The sequence below is a fragment of the Pseudomonas sp. AGC41 genome (assembly GCF_057334555.1).
The window spans coordinates 16,353-34,788 of sequence record NZ_JBHFJB010000147.1 but is presented as its reverse complement, the minus strand read 5'-3'; the positions used below and the strand labels follow the sequence as shown (position 1 = coordinate 34,788).

Here is an 18,436-nt window from a genome sequence, read left to right as displayed (position 1 = left end):
GGCTCCCCCCCACACGTTTTGCGTCATGACCTAAAGGCGGAATCCTTGATACTCCTCGGTCCACGTTTGCTGGACGGCGAGGGCGCTTTTCAGCCGACCAAGCTGTTCACGCACCTGTTCTGGCGCAGTGCCGCCCCAGCCATTGCGGGCGGCGATGGCAGCTTCCAGGGTCAGGCTTTCGCGTACTTCCGGAGTGAGGCGCGGGTCGATTTCGGCCAGCAGTGCCGGGGAGGCTTCCCACAGTTCGATGGCGTGTTTCTCGCAAGCCTGGACCAACGCACCGGTGATCTCGTGAGCCTCCTTGAACGGCACGCCGCGTACCGCCAGCCAGTCGGCGACTTCGGTGGCGAGGGTAAAACCCAGCGGTGCCTGGCGACGCAGCTCTTCGACGTCGACCTTCATCGTCGCCACCATCCCGGCCATGGCCGGCAGCACCAGCAGCAAGGTGTCGACGCTGTCGAGCACGCCGTGCTTGTCTTCGCTCAAGTCGCGGTTGTACGACAGTGGCAAGGATTTGAGCGTGGACAGCAGCCCGGTCAGATTGCCAATCAGGCGACCCGCCTTGCCCCGCGCCAGTTCGGCGATGTCAGGATTCTTTTTCTGCGGCATGATCGAGCTGCCGGTGGCGTAGGCATCGTCCAGCGCGATCCAGCGAAATTGCCGCGACGACCACAGGCAGAATTCTTCGGCGAGACGCGAAATGTTAATGCCGAGCATGCTGGCGATGAACAGGAACTCAGCGACGTGATCGCGGCTGGCCACCGCGTCGATGGAGTTCTCGCATACACCGCTGTAGCCCATCTCCTTTGCCGATTGCTGAGGTAAACGAGCGATCGCCGAACCGGCCATGGCCGCCGCACCGAGCGGTGACAGCGAAGTGCGCGCGTCCCAGTCCACCAGGCGCTGCACGTCGCGCAGCATCGATTGGGCGTGGGCCAGCAGGTGATGGGCAAACACGATCGGCTGTGCCTGCTGCAGGTGAGTGAAACCGGGGCAGATGCTTTCGATGTGCTGCTCGGCCTGGTTCACCAGCGCTTGCTGCAAGCCCAGCACTTCAACGGCCAGGGTGCGTACGTGGTCACGCAGGAACAGCCGCAGGTCGTTGGCCGTCTGGTCGTTGCGCGATCGCCCGGCCCGCAGCTTGCCACCGAGTGCACCGAGGCGCTCGGTCAGCAGCCGCTCGATGAACGTGTGGACGTCTTCATCGTCCAGGGTCGGGGCGATGATGCCAGCGCGGTAGTCCGTACCGATGCGCTCCAACGCGTCGAGCATGGTCAGGGTTTCTTGCTCGTTCAGCAGTCCGGCACGCTGTAATTCCCGGGCATGGGCCTTGGAGCCGGCGAGGTCGTACGGGGTGAGCCGAAAGTAGCGTTCAGGGCAACGGGAGAGGGCCGCCAAGGCTTCGGAAGGACCGCTTTTGAAACGCGCCCCCCAGAGACGGTCGGTGGAGTGGGACATTGTTGTTTTCCTCGTCGGTAACGCGAACTGAAACGGGTACTCCAGGCCGCAGCATCGCCACAAAACAAGCGAACGAAGTCAGGCCAGAGCAGTTTTCAAGAGGGCAGTTGCATCGGTGCGAGTACTGATCGAAGTGTCAGCTTTTAATGTTTTGCGATCAGCGCCTTGGCACTGATGTTCTGGATTTAATGGCGGTTGCCAAGCCTGGTTTTCTGTGTTCATTATTATTAGGCCAGCGTGTTTTTGTTGTGGGCACAGGTTGTTGAATTGGGCGTCAGAGGTAAATAAGCATTATGGAAACCCCACTTTCCAATTCCGGAAACCCGCCGCCGAAAACGCCGCAACGGGCACCGCTAGCCCTCAGCGGGCTGGACTTCAAACTGCTCAAAGTGTTCAAGGCCGTGGTCGAGGCAGGGGGCTTCAGTGCCGCGCAAAACGAGCTGAATGTAGGATTGGCCGCCATCAGCAAGCAGATTTCCGACTTGGAAATCCGCATCGGCATGCGCCTCTGCACACGAGGGCGCGAGGGCTTTCACCTGACGGAAGAGGGGCGCCTGGTGTATCAGGCGTCAATCGATTTATTTGCCTCGGTCGACAACTTTCGCGATCGCCTTAGTTCCGCGCAAAACGAACTTGTCGGTGACCTGGGCGTGGGCGTTATTGATAATACGATCTCTGACGAAAATTCACCGTTAGTTGCGGCGCTCAGGCGCATGAACGAACAATCGCCGAAGGTCAGGTTTCAACTTCAGGCCAGCCAACTCGACGAGGTTGAAAGAGGCGTCGTCGAAGGGCGGCTGGTGGCGGGAATCGTGCCGATCTATCAAAAACGCGAGGAGTTCGACTACTACGAGCTGTACGAAGAACGCTCGGAAGTCTATTGCGCCCTCGGCCACCCGTTGTTCAGCATGGCGGAGGCGGACATGGGCGAGGATGTGCTCAAGGCCCACGAATGCATCAACCATCGTTACGCGATTCATCGCGACAAACTGAAGTTTGCCCACTACGACAGTTTTTCTGCCTCGGCCACCCAGGTGGAGGCCGTTGCGCTACTGATCAAAACGGGGCGTTTCCTAGGATTCCTACCCCGGCATTACGCCGCGCCGATGGTGGCGCGGGGCGAGTTTCGCGCGGTACGGCCGGATCTGATCAACATCGTCACCCCGTTCAGTCTGATCCTGCGTCACAACACGGTGCGCAGCCCGCTGGTCAAGGCGTTTGCCCAAGCGCTGGGCGTGGATCTGAAGGCTCCGGTCTGACTGCTCTAGGCGCCAGGGCTGATCTCGACTCGATCAACTTTGATGCCTTCTGAACGCTGCATGGTTTCCGGAACCCCAACCCATAACAGCAAAAACGCTGCCCCGGCGACGCCAGCAAGCGTCAGGAAAGCCGCATCGTATCCGGCCGCTTCGACCACAAATCCCGCCAGGCCATTACTCAACGCCGCACCGAGGCCAAACACCGTAGTGAGTGCGCCCAAGCTGATGTTGAAGTGGCCGGAACCGAGCGTTAGATCCTTGACCATGACCGGGAACAACGCGCCGAAAAGACCGGCGCCGACACCGTCGAGCAGCTGTACCGTGACCAGCCAGTACGGATCATCCGCCAAGGTATAGGTATATCGCCAGATACGGCCCGAGACCGTCGCGCACATCGGCGAGAAAGAAGTTGAGGCTGTCGAGCGACAGGTTGTTGCGGCGATCCAGATGGGCAGTCACGGGGGGAGTCTTTTCGATGTGAGGTTCGGCGAAATTGACTCAACCTCGGCGAGGCTAGAGACCCGTGTAGTGGGGATTAGTTGCAGGGGCGCGGATCGGGAACCTAAACGTCAGCCGTAAACACTTCGTTTAACATAATATACATTATGCGTAACAGGATGTTTCGCTTTGGCGACCTTGGCTGGCTCCTTTTCAGTACTCACGACAGCTACGGCTTTCCCCGGAACCTGAACCCGGACCGTCTGGCTCAAGACGCTCCGCAAAAGACGGTCTACAACTCTTCGTGCGATAGCTCCACGCTAATCGCAGACTGCCGGACCAGCTTGCATTCCTACAATGGCTCCGCCGTTTCAATGAGCGAATTGAGCACCAGTTTGATTTCCGCCGCCGGATCTTTATGTCCTTGCAATATCAAACCCTCCGACAGCGCGGTGAAAGTCTTCGCGAGTGCTGCGTATGCCAACGGAGGTTTCTTGCCGGCATGGTTGAAAATGATAGTGATCAGCTTGCCCAGCGCCTCGCTGTTTTCTTCATGCAGATCGTAGTAATGCTTTGCGAACGCTTCATCGCGTAACGCGATCAGTTGCATTTCAGCATCGAGGATGGCGCAGTTCGTATTGTTTTTAAGTGTATCGATGTAGCTGTTCAATCCGTGCGCAAGTTGCTCTGCGGTATAACCCGCGGCCAACGTCTCGCCCAAGCGGTCTATTTCAACTCGTTTGAAACGCTGGGTCAGTTGCAGGAGCAGTTCCGACTTGCTTGAGAAGTTGGAAAAGAACGCACCTTTCGAATAACCTGCCTCTTCAGCGATAATATTGACACTGGCGGCGTGAAAGCCTTTTTTGATCATGAGGTCAGTGGCGGTATCAAATAACTTGTCTCGTGTTATTTGCTGGCTTTCCTCGCGACCTAATCTTTTTCTAATCACGCCCTCGGCTCCTTTGGCCCAATATGTTTGTTTGTAACTAGATGAAACGACGCAGTGAATCAGATGTTTGCACCTTACCATCCGTACCGGTCCTTTGCATTTAAAGTTTTAAATCTGGCATGTAATCGCCGCCTGTTTTGGGCTGGATCGGACGACAGCAAGGTGACGGTTTTCATCGAAATGCAACAAATTCAGAGCGACCACTGCCCTGCCCCCTCAGGGTAAAAACCCTCCTAGATGCCGGAAAAATGGCGTCATCCGCCTGACGAATTCGTTGAGACATCGCGTCTCAGGCCCGTCCCAGACACCTCGGCTTTCACCGGATAGTGAAATACCGCTTGATTTCCAGATACCGAATGGTTTTTACTGGCGCCGTTGGGTCATCCAACGCCTGTTCAGCGACGAAGCTGCACGAGCAGGCTATCTCACAGGAGCTGGATTTTAATGGAATATGCCTTTGTTACAGGTGCTACAGGCCTGCTTGGGAACAATGTCGTCCATGCACTTTTAAAACGAGACATCAAAGTAAGGGCGCTGGTACGTTCCATTGAAAAAGCCAAGAAGCAATTCGACGGTTTGCCCGTCGAACTTGTCCAGGGCGATATGCTTGATGTTGATGCATTCAGCCATGCCCTTGAAGGCTGTGATGCCTTGTTTCATACAGCGGCCTATTTTCGCGACAGCTATAAAGGCGGAAAGCATTGGCAAAAGCTCTACGATACCAATGTCACCGGCACCGAACGGTTGTTGCAGGCCGCCTATGCCGCGGGCATTCGCCGTGCGGTCCACACTTCCTCCATCGCGGTCCTGAAGGGAAACCGCGACCAGGTAATCGACGAGACCATGTCGCGCGACGTGTCCGAGGCAGACGATTACTACCTGAGCAAGATCCTGTCTGAACAGAAGGTTCAGGAGTTCTTATCGCTGCATCCGGACATGTTCGTGGCGATGGTTTTACCCGGTTGGATGTTTGGCCCAGGTGACATCGGTCCTACCTCGTCAGGTCAGTTCCTGCTGGATTTCGTGGGACAAAAATTGCCGGGGGTTCTTCCCGGGAGTTTTTCGGTCGTGGACGCCCGTGACGTGGCGGAACATCAAATCGCGGCGATGACACGTGGCCGATCAGGAGAGCGTTATCTGGCTGCCGGCAATCATATGGACATGAAGACTATCTTTCGGGCACTGGCCAACGTCAGCGGGATAAAGGCACCGGAACGGCCTGTTCCGTTGTTCATGCTGCGTCTTATCGCTTTCGCCTATGAAATTTATTACCGGCTTACTAAAAAGCCGGTGCTTATCAGTACTTCCACGGTCAAGCTCATTGAGCAGGAACAAGGGCGGACTCATTTCAGCCACAGCAAAAGTTCAAGTGAACTGAAATGCGCGTTCCGCCCGGTTACTGAAACCCTGACCGATACGCTGGACTGGTATCGGAATAATAACTACATAAAGTTCAACTGAAAAATTAGCCTGCCTCTGCAGTACTTATTTATCTGGCCATGACTTCAAGGATTGAGAGGTTGGTGGAATGAAAAGCCTTACCTGTAAAGAAGGTTTCCTGCATCGCTTTGTCGGTTTTTCGGATTTGCACCCCGGCGCCATAGCGATCAGGAATCTAGATGCGGAAGAAACCTTCACGTACCGCGACTTGCTGAACAAGGCCGAAGCGTGCAACGGTTTGCTCCATGCCCTTGAGGTGGCGTCCGCAGAGAAAGTTGCGCTTGTCTTGCCCAATGGGGTGGATTTCATCGCGTATTATCTGGCGATCATTGGCCATGGTGCTATCCCCGTCATCCTCAACCACAAGCTGACGGCGTACGAATTGAGCAACGTGCTGGGCCTCGCCGGGCCCGCATTGACCGTCACGACCGACTCGTTGTTCGAGCAACACCGCGAAGTCTTTCCGTCGGTCCGTTGCCTCGTCGTCCGCACCGCCGATGAGCAACCATTGTCGTTGCCTGAAAATGCAACGGCAGCCTCTGATCTTCCCCATCAGCTCTGGCCCTTGTCACTGCCTGAAGGCAACCCGGTCGTTTCGGTACAGTTCACGTATCGGGGCGTTGGCATGCCGCTGGCTGTTTCTCATCGTTATCTGGACCTGACGCAGTCAAGCGATGGCTTGCACGAGCAGTTTCACCCGCAAGGCCTTGGGTCGGTCCACTTGGTGACCCTGCCGCTGTACGCGATCTTCGGCCTGTCCGTGATGATGGTTTTCCCGCTCAGCATCGGCGCTACGCTGCTGATGACCAACAGCCTGCTCAACAGGGACCTGGCGCAAGTCTTGTCCGAGCACCAGGTGTCCTTTGCCTGCCTGGTGCCGGATGTCATCCGCTACTTCAATACCCGACTGGCCAAACGCAAGGGCCCACGGCTGCCGCTGCATCCGCAACTGATGATTTATTCCGGTGGCAGCCATCTACCGGCGGATGAAGCGCAAAAGCTCGGCGACCTGCTGGGGTGCGCCCCTGTATTGCAAGGCTACGGACTGACGGAAAGCATGCCGGTGATTGTCCAGAGTTCGGTCGGCGAGGTGCATCGCGGTGCAATGGGCCAACCGATCAGTGGTGTCGAGTTGCGAATTGTCGATGGTCAGGGGCGCGACGTGGCCGTGGGGCGTATCGGCGAGCTGCTGGTACGCGGCCCGATGGTTATCCCGGGCTATGACGATGCGCCGCAGATAAATGCCCGGTTTTTCCGTGACGGCTGGTTCCACACCGGCGACCTGGTCTGGCAAGACGACGACGAGCACGTATTTTTCTGCTGCCAGCGCCTGCGTATCTCGAAAATCAAAGCGCAGATGATCGACCTGGAGGAAATCGAGTCCATTGCCCTCAAGCATCCCGGTGCCGTGCGGGCAAAGGCCTACATCGTCCCGGACCATAAAGCCATCAACGTACTGCATTTGTCTGTGGAAGGTAGCGCAGACCTGAGCCAGAACAGCGTATCCACCCTGCTCGCCCGTTACCTTTCCGCCTTCAAACTACCCAGGAACATAGAGATTGTCCCTCTCAAGGAAGAGATTCATGCATGCTGATCACACGCGACCGGTGCTGGCCGTTTTCGATTTCGACGGCACATTGACCGACAGGCATACCTTCTGGCGCTACATGCGCTTTATCGTCGGAACCCGGCCCTTCTGGCTCCGGATCATCCCCCTGCTGCCAAAAATGCTCAGCGTGATCCTGGGAATCACGCCGCTGATGCAGGCGCGACTGGCATTTATCGCCTGCTACCTGGGAGGCCTGACCGTCGAGCAGGAGCGCGAACATGCCAGGTATTTCATCACCGAACAGCTGCCGCTCTGGCTCAGGCCCGAAGCGCTGCGTCGGCTGAAATGGCATCAATCCATGGGACACGTCACGGCACTGGTCAGCAATTCGCCGGAGAACTACCTGATCCCGTGGGGGCAGGCAGTTGGTTTCGACTACGTGTGCGGCACCCGCCTGGCGACGGCCCGGAACAAGCTGACCGGGGGCATATCGGGAGCCAACTGTGTCGATGGGGAGAAAGTCAGGCGCCTCAAAGGCTGCGTCGGCAACCTTGAAGATTTCTACATCTACGCCTATGGCGACTCGTCAGGCGACGAGGCCCTGCTCAGCGTTGCCAACTCTCCCTTCTATAGAAACTGGTACTGACAGATGATGACTCTGAGCACTTTTGTCCCCGCGCATTACAAACAACCGGGCAAGGCGCCGGCGGTAATGATCGTAGGCGCCGGCCCTATCGGCTTGTCGCTGGCGATCATGTTGCAGAAATGGGGCGTCGCTTTTCGCATCATCGAGAAAAACGCCGGTCCGTCCACCGCGACCAAGGCGATGGCGATCCATTCCAGGACCCTGGAAATCTTCCGCGACCTCGGCGTCGCCGACCAGGCCATAAACGATGGTTTTACCATCAATCAGTTTTCGGTGCAGTCCAACGCCCGGCGGGTACTGAATTACAACTTTTCCTGCCTGGATGCTACCTATCCCCTGCTCCTCAGCCTGCCGCAGCCGCAAACGGAAAAGATCCTGCTGGAACGATTGACTGAGCTGGGCGCGGAAGTCGAATGGAACACCGAGCTGGTGGACATCGAGAACCAGCCCGAGTCCGTACGGGTCACGCTGCGGCATGGCGACGGTCGCGAGGAATCCTGCGCCAGCCGCTGGGCAGTGGCCTGTGACGGTGCTCGCAGCAACATCCGAAAACGCCTGGAGATGACTTTCGAGGGATCGTCCTACGAGCGCTTTTTCATGCTCGCCGATGCTGACATCGAGTGGTCCGGCAGCAAGGACGAAGGCGCTTTTTTTCTTGGCGCGCAGGATGGGTACGTGGCGGTTGCGCCGATCAGCGCACAATCGCGTTATCGGCTGTTCATCGAGATGCCCTACGACTTGCCACCGGAAGGCGAGCGCCCCTCCTTGAGCCTGGAGAACTTCCAGCGGTTGTGCGAGGGACGTGGGCAGCACATGACGCTGTCGAACATCTCCTCCACCACCATTGCCTCTTTCCAGCATCGCCGGGTGCAGTCATTGCAGCAGGGCTCGGTGTTCCTGGTCGGCGATTCTGCGCATATCGGCAGCCCGATCGGCGGCCAATGGATGAACCTGGGAATTTCCGAGGCCTACAACCTGGCGTGGAAGATCGCCTATGTCGATCAAGGCCTGGCGGATCCGTCACTGCTCGACAGCTACAACGAGGAACGCTATCCGGTGGCCCTGGAAGTGGAGAAGACCGCGCATCGGTTGACCGGGCTGATCACCGTAAGACAACGGGCCCTGGTGTGGCTGCGAGACAACGTCCTGCCACTGCTGAGCAACAGGCCCAAGGTCCAGCGCAAACTGCCCTCGATGATCTCCGGCCATCAGTACCATTACGCCAAAAGTGACGCCATCCAGGAGGCGCTGACGAAAAAGCAGCGCCGCAACTGGGCCAGGAACGGAGTCCGGACGGCGTTCCAGCCGCCGGTGCCTCGCGCAGGGCAACTGGCGCCCGATGTCGAGCTTTGGCAACAGCAAGGGGCGGTGCCGGCGCGCTTGATCGACCTGTTCCACGGGACGTACACGTTGTTGATCTTCACCGCTGCGGATCAATTTTCTCCCGTCTTGCCAATCCACTATGCACTGGCCGAGTCAGTAGAAAAAGATTATCCGGGCATCAAGACCTACTGCGTGGTCGACGCCCTCAGCAGCGCGGAACTGCCGGCATGGCACTCGACATTGCTGGACCCTGACTGGCGGCTGCACAAGCGTTATCACGCCAGTCAAGGCACGCTGATGCTGATTCGTCCTGACGGCTACATCGCCTTCCAGGGCGCCGACGCGATGACACTCGTGACGTACCTGAGCGTGAGGTCCGGATTGCTCAAGGCTCCGAGGGAAACTGCCTACCCGGCAAGCGAGGCAGTGCAAATCCAGCGGCCAGTCGCAACCGCTCATTGACTGATTGCTTGACGGCGCCCTGCCCGGGCCCACGACTTTCGATGCTCGTCTAAAACACCTACCGATTTACGGTTAAGGAGAACCTCATGCGCTTGCAACTCAATGAAGTTGTGCAGGAATTCATCGTATCCAACGGGAAAATAGCCCATAGCTATTTCTCCCTCTCGGAAAAAATCATCGATTCACTCTGCGAATCCAACATGGCGAAGGAATCGATCCTGATGCGCCTGCTGGAACAGGCTGAATCGGTCACCGCCCATTATTTCAATGCCCACCAGCAGGTGCTGGAAGGCGTCTATGCCCATGGCATCGAGGCGGCTGCTGGTAGAAGCGTCGCAACGCTGGAGCCCGTGCCTGCGCACTCGACCGTGTTGGCTGCGGCACCGCCGGTCGAGCAATCTGTCGCCCTCAGCTATGAGCAATGGTTGCGCGCCGAGATCAGTTCGGTCACCGGCTTCAAGAACGAGCAAATCGACTTCGAAAGCAGCTTCGAAAGCCTGGGCATCGACTCGCTAGGGCTGGTTGATATTTTCGAGTCATTGGCCCAGCACTTCCCGGACAAGAAAGAACAGACCTCGCAATTCTTCGATGCGCTCACCCCTACGGCGCTGCTGGCCAGGCTTGAAGCCGATCCGAAACCGTCCGCCGCACCTGCCGAGGCGCCGTTGCCTGGCTCCGCCGATACGCAGACGCAACTTGGCGCGATGCTTTTCAACGCTCTCTCACCGCTGGTTTCGGACGCGCCGCGGGCGCTGGACGTCAACACGCCTTTTACCGATTTGGGGCTCAACGGTTTCGACCGGCAAGCCCTTTGCCAATCAATGGCACAAGAGTGCCCGGTCAGCGAATTTGCCGGTGAGGCATTGATGTCGCGTCGTACCCCGGAGGACGCGCTGGCGCTTCTGGCAAGAATGGGCTGAGGCCCGACGGCACACGCTGCCCGCACATGGAATGGACACCGGGTGATCGCCAGGTCACCCCGCTTTTTGGCAATCAGGAGACAGGGTATGAGTGGCGCGATAACGACAGCGGGCGAGTTGTGTTTCAGCGCAATGGCCGGCGAATTTCCAGGGGCGTCGTCCACCGACGCACTTTGGCACTTGCTCTCGCAGGGCGGCATAGCGCCTATCCAGGCAATGCCGGCGCGCTGGGAGTTGCAGAAGGCGTCGATATTTTCGAGCAAGGCCGGCGAAAAGGATCGTGTCTACCTGGACAGCGCATTCTGCCTTTCAGATGACCCATCGACGCCTTCCCGTCATGACGGCCGGCAGGTCGCGATTGGCAAGAACGTGCTCCGGACGCTGTTTGCCGAACTCGCGGCGCAAGGCACGGAATTGAATACCGAGCGAACCGCATTGGTGGTCGCGACGTCCTGGAGCGATGAAAGTTATTTCGCCACGCCAGTGCCCGGCGGTACCGACACGCCATCCGGTTTTACGCCCGGTGAACAGGTGGCCGGGCTGGCGCGCGCGTTTGCCTTGGGAGGCCCGGCCCTGTCGGTGGATACCGCTTGCAGTTCGTTCCCCTATGCGATCGACATGGCCAAGGCTCTCCTCAACAGTGGCCAGGCGGACAAGGCGATCATCATGGCGCTCAACACCGTCCTGCCGCCGGCACTGTTCCTCGGTTTCTCCCAACTGACGGCTTTTTCCGCCCGGGCCAGCATGCAGGCGTTCGGCGAGGATGCCGACGGTATTGTGCCGGGCGAATGCGCCACGGCCTTTCTGGTCGAGCCCGTGGCCGATGCCCTGAACGCCCGACGCCGGCCGCTGGGCGTGCTCAGAGGTTTGGGGCTTTCCGCCGATGGCGCCGAAGGCTCGGTATTTGCGCCGGGCCGGCAGGCCCAGTATCGCGCTTATCAACGGGCTTACATGGACCTTGATCCAGGCCGCGTGGATTACATCGAAACCCACGGCACCGGCACCCCTTTAGGGGATGCGACCGAACTGGCCTCGCTGAACAGCTTCTTCGCCGCCCATCGCAGCGCCGACGAAAAAATTGCCATCGGTTCGATCAAGTCCGTCATCGGCCATCCCCTGGCCGCGGCGGGAGGCGCTTCGCTGGCCAAAGCGTTGATGATCCTGCGCCACAAGGGCATCCCACCCCAGCCGGACTACCGTCCCAGTCTGAAAGTCGACGACACCTGCCTGCGCCTGGCGACACAGCGAGTCCAGCCACTGGAGGATCGCCAATCGCCGATCCGCATAGGCATTTCCAGCTTTGGCTTCGGTGGCGCCAACGCCCATCTGGTGGTGGATGAATACGTGCCCGCTGGCCTCCCTGCCCCCGCGCCGGTGGCTTCAGGCGTGCAGATCCTCGACCTGGCGATCGTCGAGGCGGAAGCCGCACTGGGCGGCTGCGATTCACTGCACGCGTTCAAACGGCGGCTTGAGCAGCCGGCTAGTCCAGCGGTCACTTTCCCTTACGGGCGTTTCGTCGATTGCAAGGGGGCCTCGGCCGGGCCGTTGTCGGGGAGATTCCTGGCCCAGGATCGGGTCATTGATATCGACGGTTTTGGCATGGGGCCAAAGCCTCTGGCCCACGTCGATCCCTTCAAACTGTTGGTCACCGACCGCGTCAATCACCTGTTGCGGCGCCTGCCGGGCGTTGCCGGATCGGCCGGTACGGCAATGGTCATGTGCTGCAACATGGGCGGGGAGCGGTTCAGCAATGCCTACAGCAGTGCCGAGCACTTCTATTCACGGGCCCAAGGCAGGCCGCCGGGCGTGGAAGTGACCGACGTGGCAACCATGTTGCCAAACATGTTGTCCGGCTACCCGGCGCAGATTTTCGATTTCAAGGGTTTCCATCAGACCCTGGCCGGCGCACCAGGGCTGTTCTGGCAAACCCTGCTGGCGTCCCGGCAATGGTTCGACGACGGCATCACGACGCTGCTGCTCGGCGCCGGCCGCTTCATCAGCGGCGAAATCGAGGTCGACCGTGCTCGCCGCAGCGCAACGCAACAAGGTGAAGGGCTCGGGCTGCTTGCGCTGCGTCCTTATCGAGCGGGTTCAACGGACACGCCCCTGCTGGTGATTCGCGCTGCGGTTCTCGCCCATGCCGCGGCTTCGCTGGACGAAGCGTGCCGATTGGCCGGCAAGGAGCGCGCCCAGTACCCGGTGGTCGAGGTTTGTGAGCTGCGGCCCGATAACACCCCTGTTGACGGGTCGTTGCAGGAGATGACCGGTTTTCTGGCTGAAGCCTGCGGCATCGAAACGCTCTTGTCGGTGACGATGAGCTCGGCGGCTCACACGGTGATCGAGGTGCGTGAGGCCGGCAAGGTTGTGATGTGGCTGTTCACCGAAAAACTGCGCGAATGGAACCCCGCAACGGCGAGCCCTGCCCCTGCGATCAAACACCCGTTCACGTTGCGCTTTGCCCACGAACCCCATGAGTTGCATCAGGTCATCACCCCAGTGCATGCCGGCGAAATCGTCCGCGAGCCGCAACACGACGGTGTTGATGTGTTGCAACTCAGCGACATGCTGACCAGCACGGTTCTCGCCGGGTTGCGAGTGCGAGTCCGGGCCATGGAGGGGCTGTTCGCCCTGCATCGGGGGGCTCGTACCCAGCGCCCGGCGCCCTGGCAGCGTCGAGCGGAACACGTGGTGATTTCCCACATCCAGCGCGAGCCGCGCTCCTTGCGCGCACGGCTGGTGGTAGACGAAGGCCACCCGTATTTCTTCGACCATCCGCTGGATCACATACCCGGCATCCTCCTGCTCGAAGGGGTGATGCAATTGATCGAACTGGCCATGCCCGCGCTGAATGGTCGCGTCGCCTACGTGAAGACGCTCAGCATCAAGTTCCAGCAATACGTCCAGAAGGAGGACGTGATCGACCTGCGCCTGGAGCAAGGCCACGATGGCCAGGCATTCCAGGCAACCGTCACGCAGGCTGGAAAAGTCACGTGCACCTGCGTTCTGGGCATGGCCTACAGCTCGGCCTACGAGACCTCGCCGGCGGCTGAGTTCACGGCCGCGCGCTGTGTCGATAAGGCCCTGCTGCACAAGGCCAGGGCGGAAAATGTCATCGTCAGCGCCATGAGCAGCCTCGCCCAGGGGCTGAGCGTGGATACGGTCAGCCTGCCGGATGGGCATTTTTTCCACGAGGGCGATCCCGAGCATTTCTCGATGGTGTATTTCCTCGAGGTTGCCCGCCAGTGCTACATGCAGATTGCCCACGGTCATCTGCGTATTCCGCTCAACACCCCGATGAATCTGCTGGCCCTGAGTTTCACCCTGGACCGGCCAATTCCCAGGAACAGCCCGTTGTCACTCGCTCCGCAAGCGAGTCCCGGGACGCAGCTTCAATCATTCAAGACCAACCGCATCCATATCGACCTGTTCAATCGGGGCGAAAAGATCGGCCAAGCCAATATTACCGCTCAAGTATTGAGCCAGTCCGCGCCTGCTGCCTGAGGCCGGGCGTTGATCAAACTCAGGGGCACAAGTGTGCCCGCAACAGACAGGGTGTCACCGTGAACGATGTAAAGGTTCAAGTCATAGTCAAATCACCACCGTCGGCAATCTGGAAGATCTGGAGCAATTTCCAGGAAGCCCCGCTCTGGGATACCGACGTTCGCCATTGTCGACTCGAGGGCCCGTTCCAGGCGGGAACCGCGGGTCAGTGTGTGCTCAGCAATGGCTTGAAAATGCCATTGAGGCTGCTGGCCGTGGAACCGCAGGAAAGCTATCGCAACAGCGCGAGACTGCTTTGGATACGGCTCGAATTCGACCATCGGATGCGCAGGCTGGCTCCGGACGAAACCCAGGTCATCCATAGCGCCAGGATCTCCGGTCCGTTGAGTTTTTTGTACCGGCGGCTGCTGCGCAAAATGCTGACGACGGCAATGACCACGGCGCTGGGCAACCTCAGCGCCCTTGCCCAACAACGCGCCAACGCTGCCGACGCCCCGGAGCGCGACAAAGCGCAAGCACATCTGCACCTCGTATGACCTGTTCGCGACGTCAGCGCCAAGCGCGCCGGCTCTCGCAATCTTTTGAATAACGGCACACTTCGGACCGAGCATGAACTTACTGAAAAACACTCAATACCTGGTGATGGGCATCATCGGCATGGGCGCGGTCGCCCCGGCGTCCACCTTCGCCGACACGCTGGGCCCCTACGCCAGCCTCATGGGCGGCCTGAACTGGGTATCGGCGCAGGACCTCAACCAGAACAACCTGGATTTCGTCGAGATGGAATTCAACCAGCCGCTCCATTCCGGCTACGCCACGGGCCTGGCGTTAGGTTGGCGCTTCCCGGTCGGGCTGCGCCCGGAGGTGGAACTCGGTTACCGCGAAAACACCCTGACCCAGTTCAACAACCGGGTCTATGAGGGCGGCGGGAGCATCGATGGCGAAGGCGAAGAGAAAGCGGCCAGCCTGATGGTCAACCTCTGGTACGACGTCTTGAACCTGCCCGCGCCTTTCAACCGATTCATCCCTTACCTGGGCGGCGGCCTGGGTTACGCCACCCTCACGGTCAGCGGTCTGGAAGCCGGTGGTGTGGAGTTCGGCGGTACCCACCGCGACACCGTCTCGGCCTACCAACTGGGTGCCGGGGTGGGCTATGAGCTGAACGAAAACTGGTCGATGTCCCTGGATTACCGCTGCCTGAAAACGCGCGAGGCGCACTTCGGCGACATCGAACGGCTGCCCCAAGGCGATGTCAGCACCGAATATGAAGCCCAATCGGTGATGCTGGGCCTGCGTTACTGGCTCTGAATCGGCAGCCAGACCGGCGCCTTGCCTCGACGAGGCGCCCTCCTTAGCGTCATCAAGCCGCCGAGCTTTGCCACGGCCCCTCCCCCAGCGCTGCGGCAATCGTCCGTTCGCCCAGCGCCAGTCCCACGCTCATGCCCAAGCCGGTATGCATCAGCACCGCTGTGACGCCCTGCGCAGCCGAAATTACGCTGAACGGCCCCGGCCCCCGCGCGCCATACACACCCTGCCAGCGTTCCAGTACATCGATCTTGCCGCCCAGGGTGTGCTGCGCCAGGTCAATCAGGATGCGATCGACCTGCTCGGCATTGAACGGTGAAATATCGCTGCCGTAGACATGCGAGTCACCGATGATCAGGTCACCGTGGGGGGTTGGACTGATGAGCAGATGGATGCCATGGGCTTCGAGTTCTGGCTGGTGCGTGCGGATCTGCGTGCGGATGGCCTGCGCTTCAGGCAGGTCGGCAAAGGCGCCGTAGTGCACGCAGCTCAGCCCCGTGAGCAACGCGTGGCGTAACGCCAGGGGCTCGCGCGGCCGTACGCGGAGCATTTGCAAGCCGCACACTTGCGGATTGAGCCCGGCGATTTGCTCGGCCAGCAACGTCTGATAGTCATGTCCCGAGCACACCACAATGTGCCGCGCGGTAAAACGTCCGGCGCTGGTGAGCGCGCGGTGGGGTTCGACATCGCGGACCAGCGTCGAAAAATGGAATTCGACGCCCAACGCCCGGGCCAGGTAATCGACGATCTGCGGCAGTGCCTCGCGGGAGTACAACTGTTGGTCGTCGAGGCCGAGCAATGCCGCGCGGTGATGGGCAAAACGGCCATCGTAAAGCGCCGCCAACGCCTCGCCACGCAACAGCTCGGTGCGATAACCCAATGCCGCGCCCCGCCCGTTCACGAACGCTTCGAGCAGCGCTTCTTCGGCTTCCCTGCGGGCGAACAGCAGCGAGCCCTGCTGATGCATGTGCAGCCCGGCAGCCTGGCCCAGTGTTTTCCACAAACCGTTCGCCTGGCGTGCCAGGTCCAGCATGACACCCGGCGCCTGGCCGCCGACCAGGGCCTGGCCAAAGTTGCGTACCGAGGCGCCCAGCGGCGTATGGCTACGCTCGAACACCTTGACCTTGAGGCCGCGCCTGGCGCCAGCCCAGGCGTGGGCCAGGCCGAGAATGCCGGCGCCGACGATCAGCAGGTCACAGTCGTGCTCAGACATGAAAACTCCTTGAAAACCATCAACGGATAAGGCCCGCTCGACACGAGCCGGGCCTGTGGACAGTACAGAACAGCGCTTATTTGGCGACCGGCTCGGACTTGCCGTCGTAACGCTTGCGCCACTCAGCCAGCACCTTGTCGCGGTTCTCCGACGCCCAGGCGAAATCATTCCGGATCAAGCGTTGTTCGTAGTCCGTCGGCAGCTCCGGCAGGCGTTCGGCGATGCCCGGTTGCGCCAGGACCGCGAAGTTCGCTTTGTATAACTGCATCGCCTCGGGGCTGGCGGAGAAGTCAGCGAGTTTTCTGGCAGCCGCCAGCTTCGGCGTGCCTTTGATGATGGCGGTGGCTTCGATTTCCCAGCCCAGGCCTTCGGCAGGCAGGACGATGTCCAGCGGCGCGCCTTTGCGCTTGAGCTGGATGGCCGGGTATTCGAACGAAATGCCGATGGGGAACTCGCCGGCGGCGGCCAGCTTGCACGGCTTGGAGCCGGAGTGCGTGTACTGGCCGATATTGGCGTGCAGCTTGTCCATATAGGCCCAACCCTTGGTCTCGCCGAAGGTTTGCAGCCAGGCGCTGACATTCAGGTAACCGGTGCCGGACGATGCTGGATTGGGCATCACGATCTTGCCTTGGTACACCGGGTTGGCAAGGTCTTCCCAGCGAGTCGGCTTGGGCAGGCCGAGCTTTTGCGCCTCCACCGTATTGAAGCAGATGGCGGCGGCCCAGACGTCCATGCCAACCCAGGTGGGCGGCGTGTCGGCGTCGCGGTATTGCGCAGATATCTGGCCGAGGTTTGCCGGGCTGTAGGCGTCCAGCAGGCCCTGCTGCTTGAGAATCGCCAGGCTCGAGCCGGCCAGACCCCAGACCGCATCGGCTTGGGGGCGATCCTTTTCCGCCAGCAGCTTGGCGGTGACGATGCCGGTGGAGTCGCGCACCCACTTAATCTCGATGTCCGGGTTTTGCTGCTCGAAGGCCTGTTTGTAAGCCTTGAGCTGCTCGACTTCGAGGGCCGTGTAGACGGTCAGTTCGGTATTGGCATGGGCCTGCAGAACACAGGCGGCAAGCAGGCCGGCGGCCCAGGCAGTGCGTTTGGACATGGTACGGCTCCGTGTCAGTCAGTGAAGTTTTTCAGCAATGGGACGGCAATACGCCGCGGGCCAGTTGTGCGTTGATGTGGTCGATCACGGCGGGCAGTTCGGCGATCGTGTCGATCAGGTAGTGCGGACGGCTTGCGGCAAACAGCCCGTCGATGCGCTCGCGTTCGGCCGCCAGCTGCTGCGCCGACAGAGCCTGGAACTGCTCCCAGTCGAGGCCGAGAAAGTTGCCGGAAAACCTCAGCGCCACGGTCCACATCCCTGCCCTGCGGCCTTCGAGGATGCCGGGCTCGGTGTCATCGACTTTCACGCAGGCGGCGACATCGTCCAGCCCCAGGGCGATCACGTTGGCCAAGGCCTGCGCCGGACCTGGCCGGCCCTTGGGCACGTCGTCGGTGGCGACCACATGGTCGGGGCTGTAGCCCTTGGCGGCGGCCAGTTCGACAACCTTGTCCATCACCTGTCGGGGGTAGCCGGAGCAACTGCCGATCCTGAGGCCGCGTTGGCGCAGTGCGGCGATGCTTTCCAGCGCGCCGGGAATCAGGTCCGAGTGGTCGGCGACCCTGGCGATCTGCAGCGGCATGAAGCGCTCATAGATAGCGGTCACGTCGTCATCGCTCGGTGCGCGCCCGAACCGGCGCGCATACCGTTCGGCCACGGCCGGTTGGTTGCACAAGGTGCGGATGTGGTCCCATTTGCCCATGCCCATCGGGCCACGGGCTTCCTCCAGGCTGATCTCGATGTCGAAGCTGGCAAAGGCTTCGACGAAGATCCGTGTCGGCGCGAACGAACCGAAGTCCACAACGGTCCCGGCCCAATCGAGAATCGCTGCCTGCAGGCGAGTTGGTGTTTGGTAGTGCATCAGAATCTCCAGAAGTTC

At 60.1% G+C, this 18,436-nt stretch carries 14 protein-coding genes and 1 pseudogene; 9 read left to right on the top strand and 6 right to left on the bottom strand.

The genetic code is table 11. The annotated features are described in order from the left end of the window. Window positions 1–30 precede the first annotated feature (30 nt). Window positions 31–1,458, bottom strand: coding sequence for an argininosuccinate lyase (gene argH / locus ACE04F_RS24135; RefSeq protein WP_486110224.1), 1,428 nt, complete (start codon window positions 1,456–1,458; stop codon window positions 31–33). Window positions 1,459–1,751: 293 nt separating this feature from the next. On the opposite strand from argH, the gene ACE04F_RS24130 reads away from it, so the two are divergent. Beyond that, entirely contained in the window at window positions 1,752–2,717 is a 966-nt protein-coding gene (locus ACE04F_RS24130; RefSeq protein WP_486110223.1) for a LysR family transcriptional regulator, read from the top strand. 5 nt (window positions 2,718–2,722) lie between these two features. Here the strand turns inward: ACE04F_RS24130 and ACE04F_RS24125 are convergent. Together ACE04F_RS24125 and ACE04F_RS24120 are read right to left on the bottom strand one after the other, a co-directional pair. Next, a pseudogene (locus ACE04F_RS24125) lies at window positions 2,723–3,073 on the bottom strand (MFS transporter); the annotation flags it as partial. 434 nt (window positions 3,074–3,507) lie between these two features. Beyond that, a complete protein-coding gene (locus tag ACE04F_RS24120; RefSeq protein WP_486110222.1) occupies window positions 3,508–4,104 on the bottom strand; it encodes a TetR/AcrR family transcriptional regulator in 597 nt (198 codons plus the stop codon). 444 nt (window positions 4,105–4,548) lie between these two features. On the opposite strand from ACE04F_RS24120, the gene ACE04F_RS24115 reads away from it, so the two are divergent. The 8 genes from ACE04F_RS24115 (at window position 4,549) to ACE04F_RS24080 (ending at window position 15,253) form a co-directional block, all read left to right on the top strand. Next, complete coding sequence (locus ACE04F_RS24115) at window positions 4,549–5,565, top strand: SDR family oxidoreductase (RefSeq protein WP_486110221.1); 1,017 nt, start codon at window positions 4,549–4,551, stop codon at window positions 5,563–5,565. A 67-nt stretch (window positions 5,566–5,632) separates the two neighbouring features. Continuing rightward, window positions 5,633–7,138 (top strand): class I adenylate-forming enzyme family protein, encoded by a 1,506-nt coding sequence (locus ACE04F_RS24110; RefSeq protein ID WP_486110220.1) that lies wholly within the window; start codon window positions 5,633–5,635, stop codon window positions 7,136–7,138. Beyond that, on the top strand, window positions 7,128–7,739 hold the full coding sequence (locus tag ACE04F_RS24105; protein WP_486110219.1) for an HAD-IB family hydrolase: 612 nt from the start codon (window positions 7,128–7,130) through the stop codon (window positions 7,737–7,739). Before ACE04F_RS24110 ends, ACE04F_RS24105 begins: the two co-directional genes overlap by 11 nt. A gap of 3 nt (window positions 7,740–7,742) precedes the next feature. Beyond that, window positions 7,743–9,524 carry an FAD-dependent monooxygenase gene (locus ACE04F_RS24100; protein WP_486110218.1) on the top strand — a complete coding sequence of 594 codons (1,782 nt, stop codon included), beginning with the start codon at window positions 7,743–7,745 and terminating at the stop codon, window positions 9,522–9,524. An 86-nt stretch (window positions 9,525–9,610) separates the two neighbouring features. Then, window positions 9,611–10,444: an acyl carrier protein gene (locus ACE04F_RS24095; RefSeq protein ID WP_486110217.1), complete on the top strand. Its 834-nt coding sequence runs from the start codon at window positions 9,611–9,613 to the stop codon at window positions 10,442–10,444. Window positions 10,445–10,531: 87 nt separating this feature from the next. Continuing rightward, window positions 10,532–13,945, top strand: coding sequence for a beta-ketoacyl synthase N-terminal-like domain-containing protein (locus ACE04F_RS24090; RefSeq protein WP_486110216.1), 3,414 nt, complete (start codon window positions 10,532–10,534; stop codon window positions 13,943–13,945). Window positions 13,946–14,004: 59 nt separating this feature from the next. After that, window positions 14,005–14,481 (top strand): SRPBCC family protein, encoded by a 477-nt coding sequence (locus ACE04F_RS24085; RefSeq protein WP_486110215.1) that lies wholly within the window; start codon window positions 14,005–14,007, stop codon window positions 14,479–14,481. Window positions 14,482–14,554: 73 nt separating this feature from the next. Beyond that, window positions 14,555–15,253: an outer membrane protein gene (locus tag ACE04F_RS24080; protein WP_486110214.1), complete on the top strand. Its 699-nt coding sequence runs from the start codon at window positions 14,555–14,557 to the stop codon at window positions 15,251–15,253. A 52-nt stretch (window positions 15,254–15,305) separates the two neighbouring features. On the opposite strand, the gene ACE04F_RS24075 is transcribed toward ACE04F_RS24080, so the two are convergent. The 3 genes from ACE04F_RS24075 to phnX all read right to left on the bottom strand — a co-directional run bounded on the left by ACE04F_RS24075 (window position 15,306) and on the right by phnX (window position 18,418). After that, window positions 15,306–16,463, bottom strand: a complete 1,158-nt coding sequence (locus ACE04F_RS24075; RefSeq protein ID WP_486110213.1) for a TIGR03364 family FAD-dependent oxidoreductase — start codon at window positions 16,461–16,463, stop codon at window positions 15,306–15,308. A 76-nt stretch (window positions 16,464–16,539) separates the two neighbouring features. Next, window positions 16,540–17,559, bottom strand: coding sequence for a putative 2-aminoethylphosphonate ABC transporter substrate-binding protein (locus ACE04F_RS24070; RefSeq protein ID WP_486110212.1), 1,020 nt, complete (start codon window positions 17,557–17,559; stop codon window positions 16,540–16,542). A 31-nt stretch (window positions 17,560–17,590) separates the two neighbouring features. Beyond that, window positions 17,591–18,418 (bottom strand): phosphonoacetaldehyde hydrolase, encoded by an 828-nt coding sequence (gene phnX, locus ACE04F_RS24065; protein ID WP_486110211.1) that lies wholly within the window; start codon window positions 18,416–18,418, stop codon window positions 17,591–17,593. Window positions 18,419–18,436 lie beyond the last annotated feature (18 nt).

Bases quoted from the DNA above. Each gene is read 5' to 3' on its own strand.
- argH (WP_486110224.1), bottom strand. From the start codon at position 1,458: ATGTCCCACTCCACCGACCGTCTCTGGGGGGCGCGTTTCAAAAGCGGT.
- ACE04F_RS24130 (WP_486110223.1), top strand. From the start codon at position 1,752: ATGGAAACCCCACTTTCCAATTCCGGAAACCCGCCGCCGAAAACGCCG.
- ACE04F_RS24115 (WP_486110221.1), top strand. From the start codon at position 4,549: ATGGAATATGCCTTTGTTACAGGTGCTACAGGCCTGCTTGGGAACAAT.
- ACE04F_RS24110 (WP_486110220.1), top strand. From the start codon at position 5,633: ATGAAAAGCCTTACCTGTAAAGAAGGTTTCCTGCATCGCTTTGTCGGT.
- ACE04F_RS24105 (WP_486110219.1), top strand. From the start codon at position 7,128: ATGCATGCTGATCACACGCGACCGGTGCTGGCCGTTTTCGATTTCGAC.
- ACE04F_RS24100 (WP_486110218.1), top strand. From the start codon at position 7,743: ATGATGACTCTGAGCACTTTTGTCCCCGCGCATTACAAACAACCGGGC.
- ACE04F_RS24095 (WP_486110217.1), top strand. From the start codon at position 9,611: ATGCGCTTGCAACTCAATGAAGTTGTGCAGGAATTCATCGTATCCAAC.
- ACE04F_RS24090 (WP_486110216.1), top strand. From the start codon at position 10,532: ATGAGTGGCGCGATAACGACAGCGGGCGAGTTGTGTTTCAGCGCAATG.
- ACE04F_RS24080 (WP_486110214.1), top strand. From the start codon at position 14,555: ATGAACTTACTGAAAAACACTCAATACCTGGTGATGGGCATCATCGGC.
- ACE04F_RS24075 (WP_486110213.1), bottom strand. From the start codon at position 16,463: ATGTCTGAGCACGACTGTGACCTGCTGATCGTCGGCGCCGGCATTCTC.
- ACE04F_RS24070 (WP_486110212.1), bottom strand. From the start codon at position 17,559: ATGTCCAAACGCACTGCCTGGGCCGCCGGCCTGCTTGCCGCCTGTGTT.
- phnX (WP_486110211.1), bottom strand. From the start codon at position 18,418: ATGCACTACCAAACACCAACTCGCCTGCAGGCAGCGATTCTCGATTGG.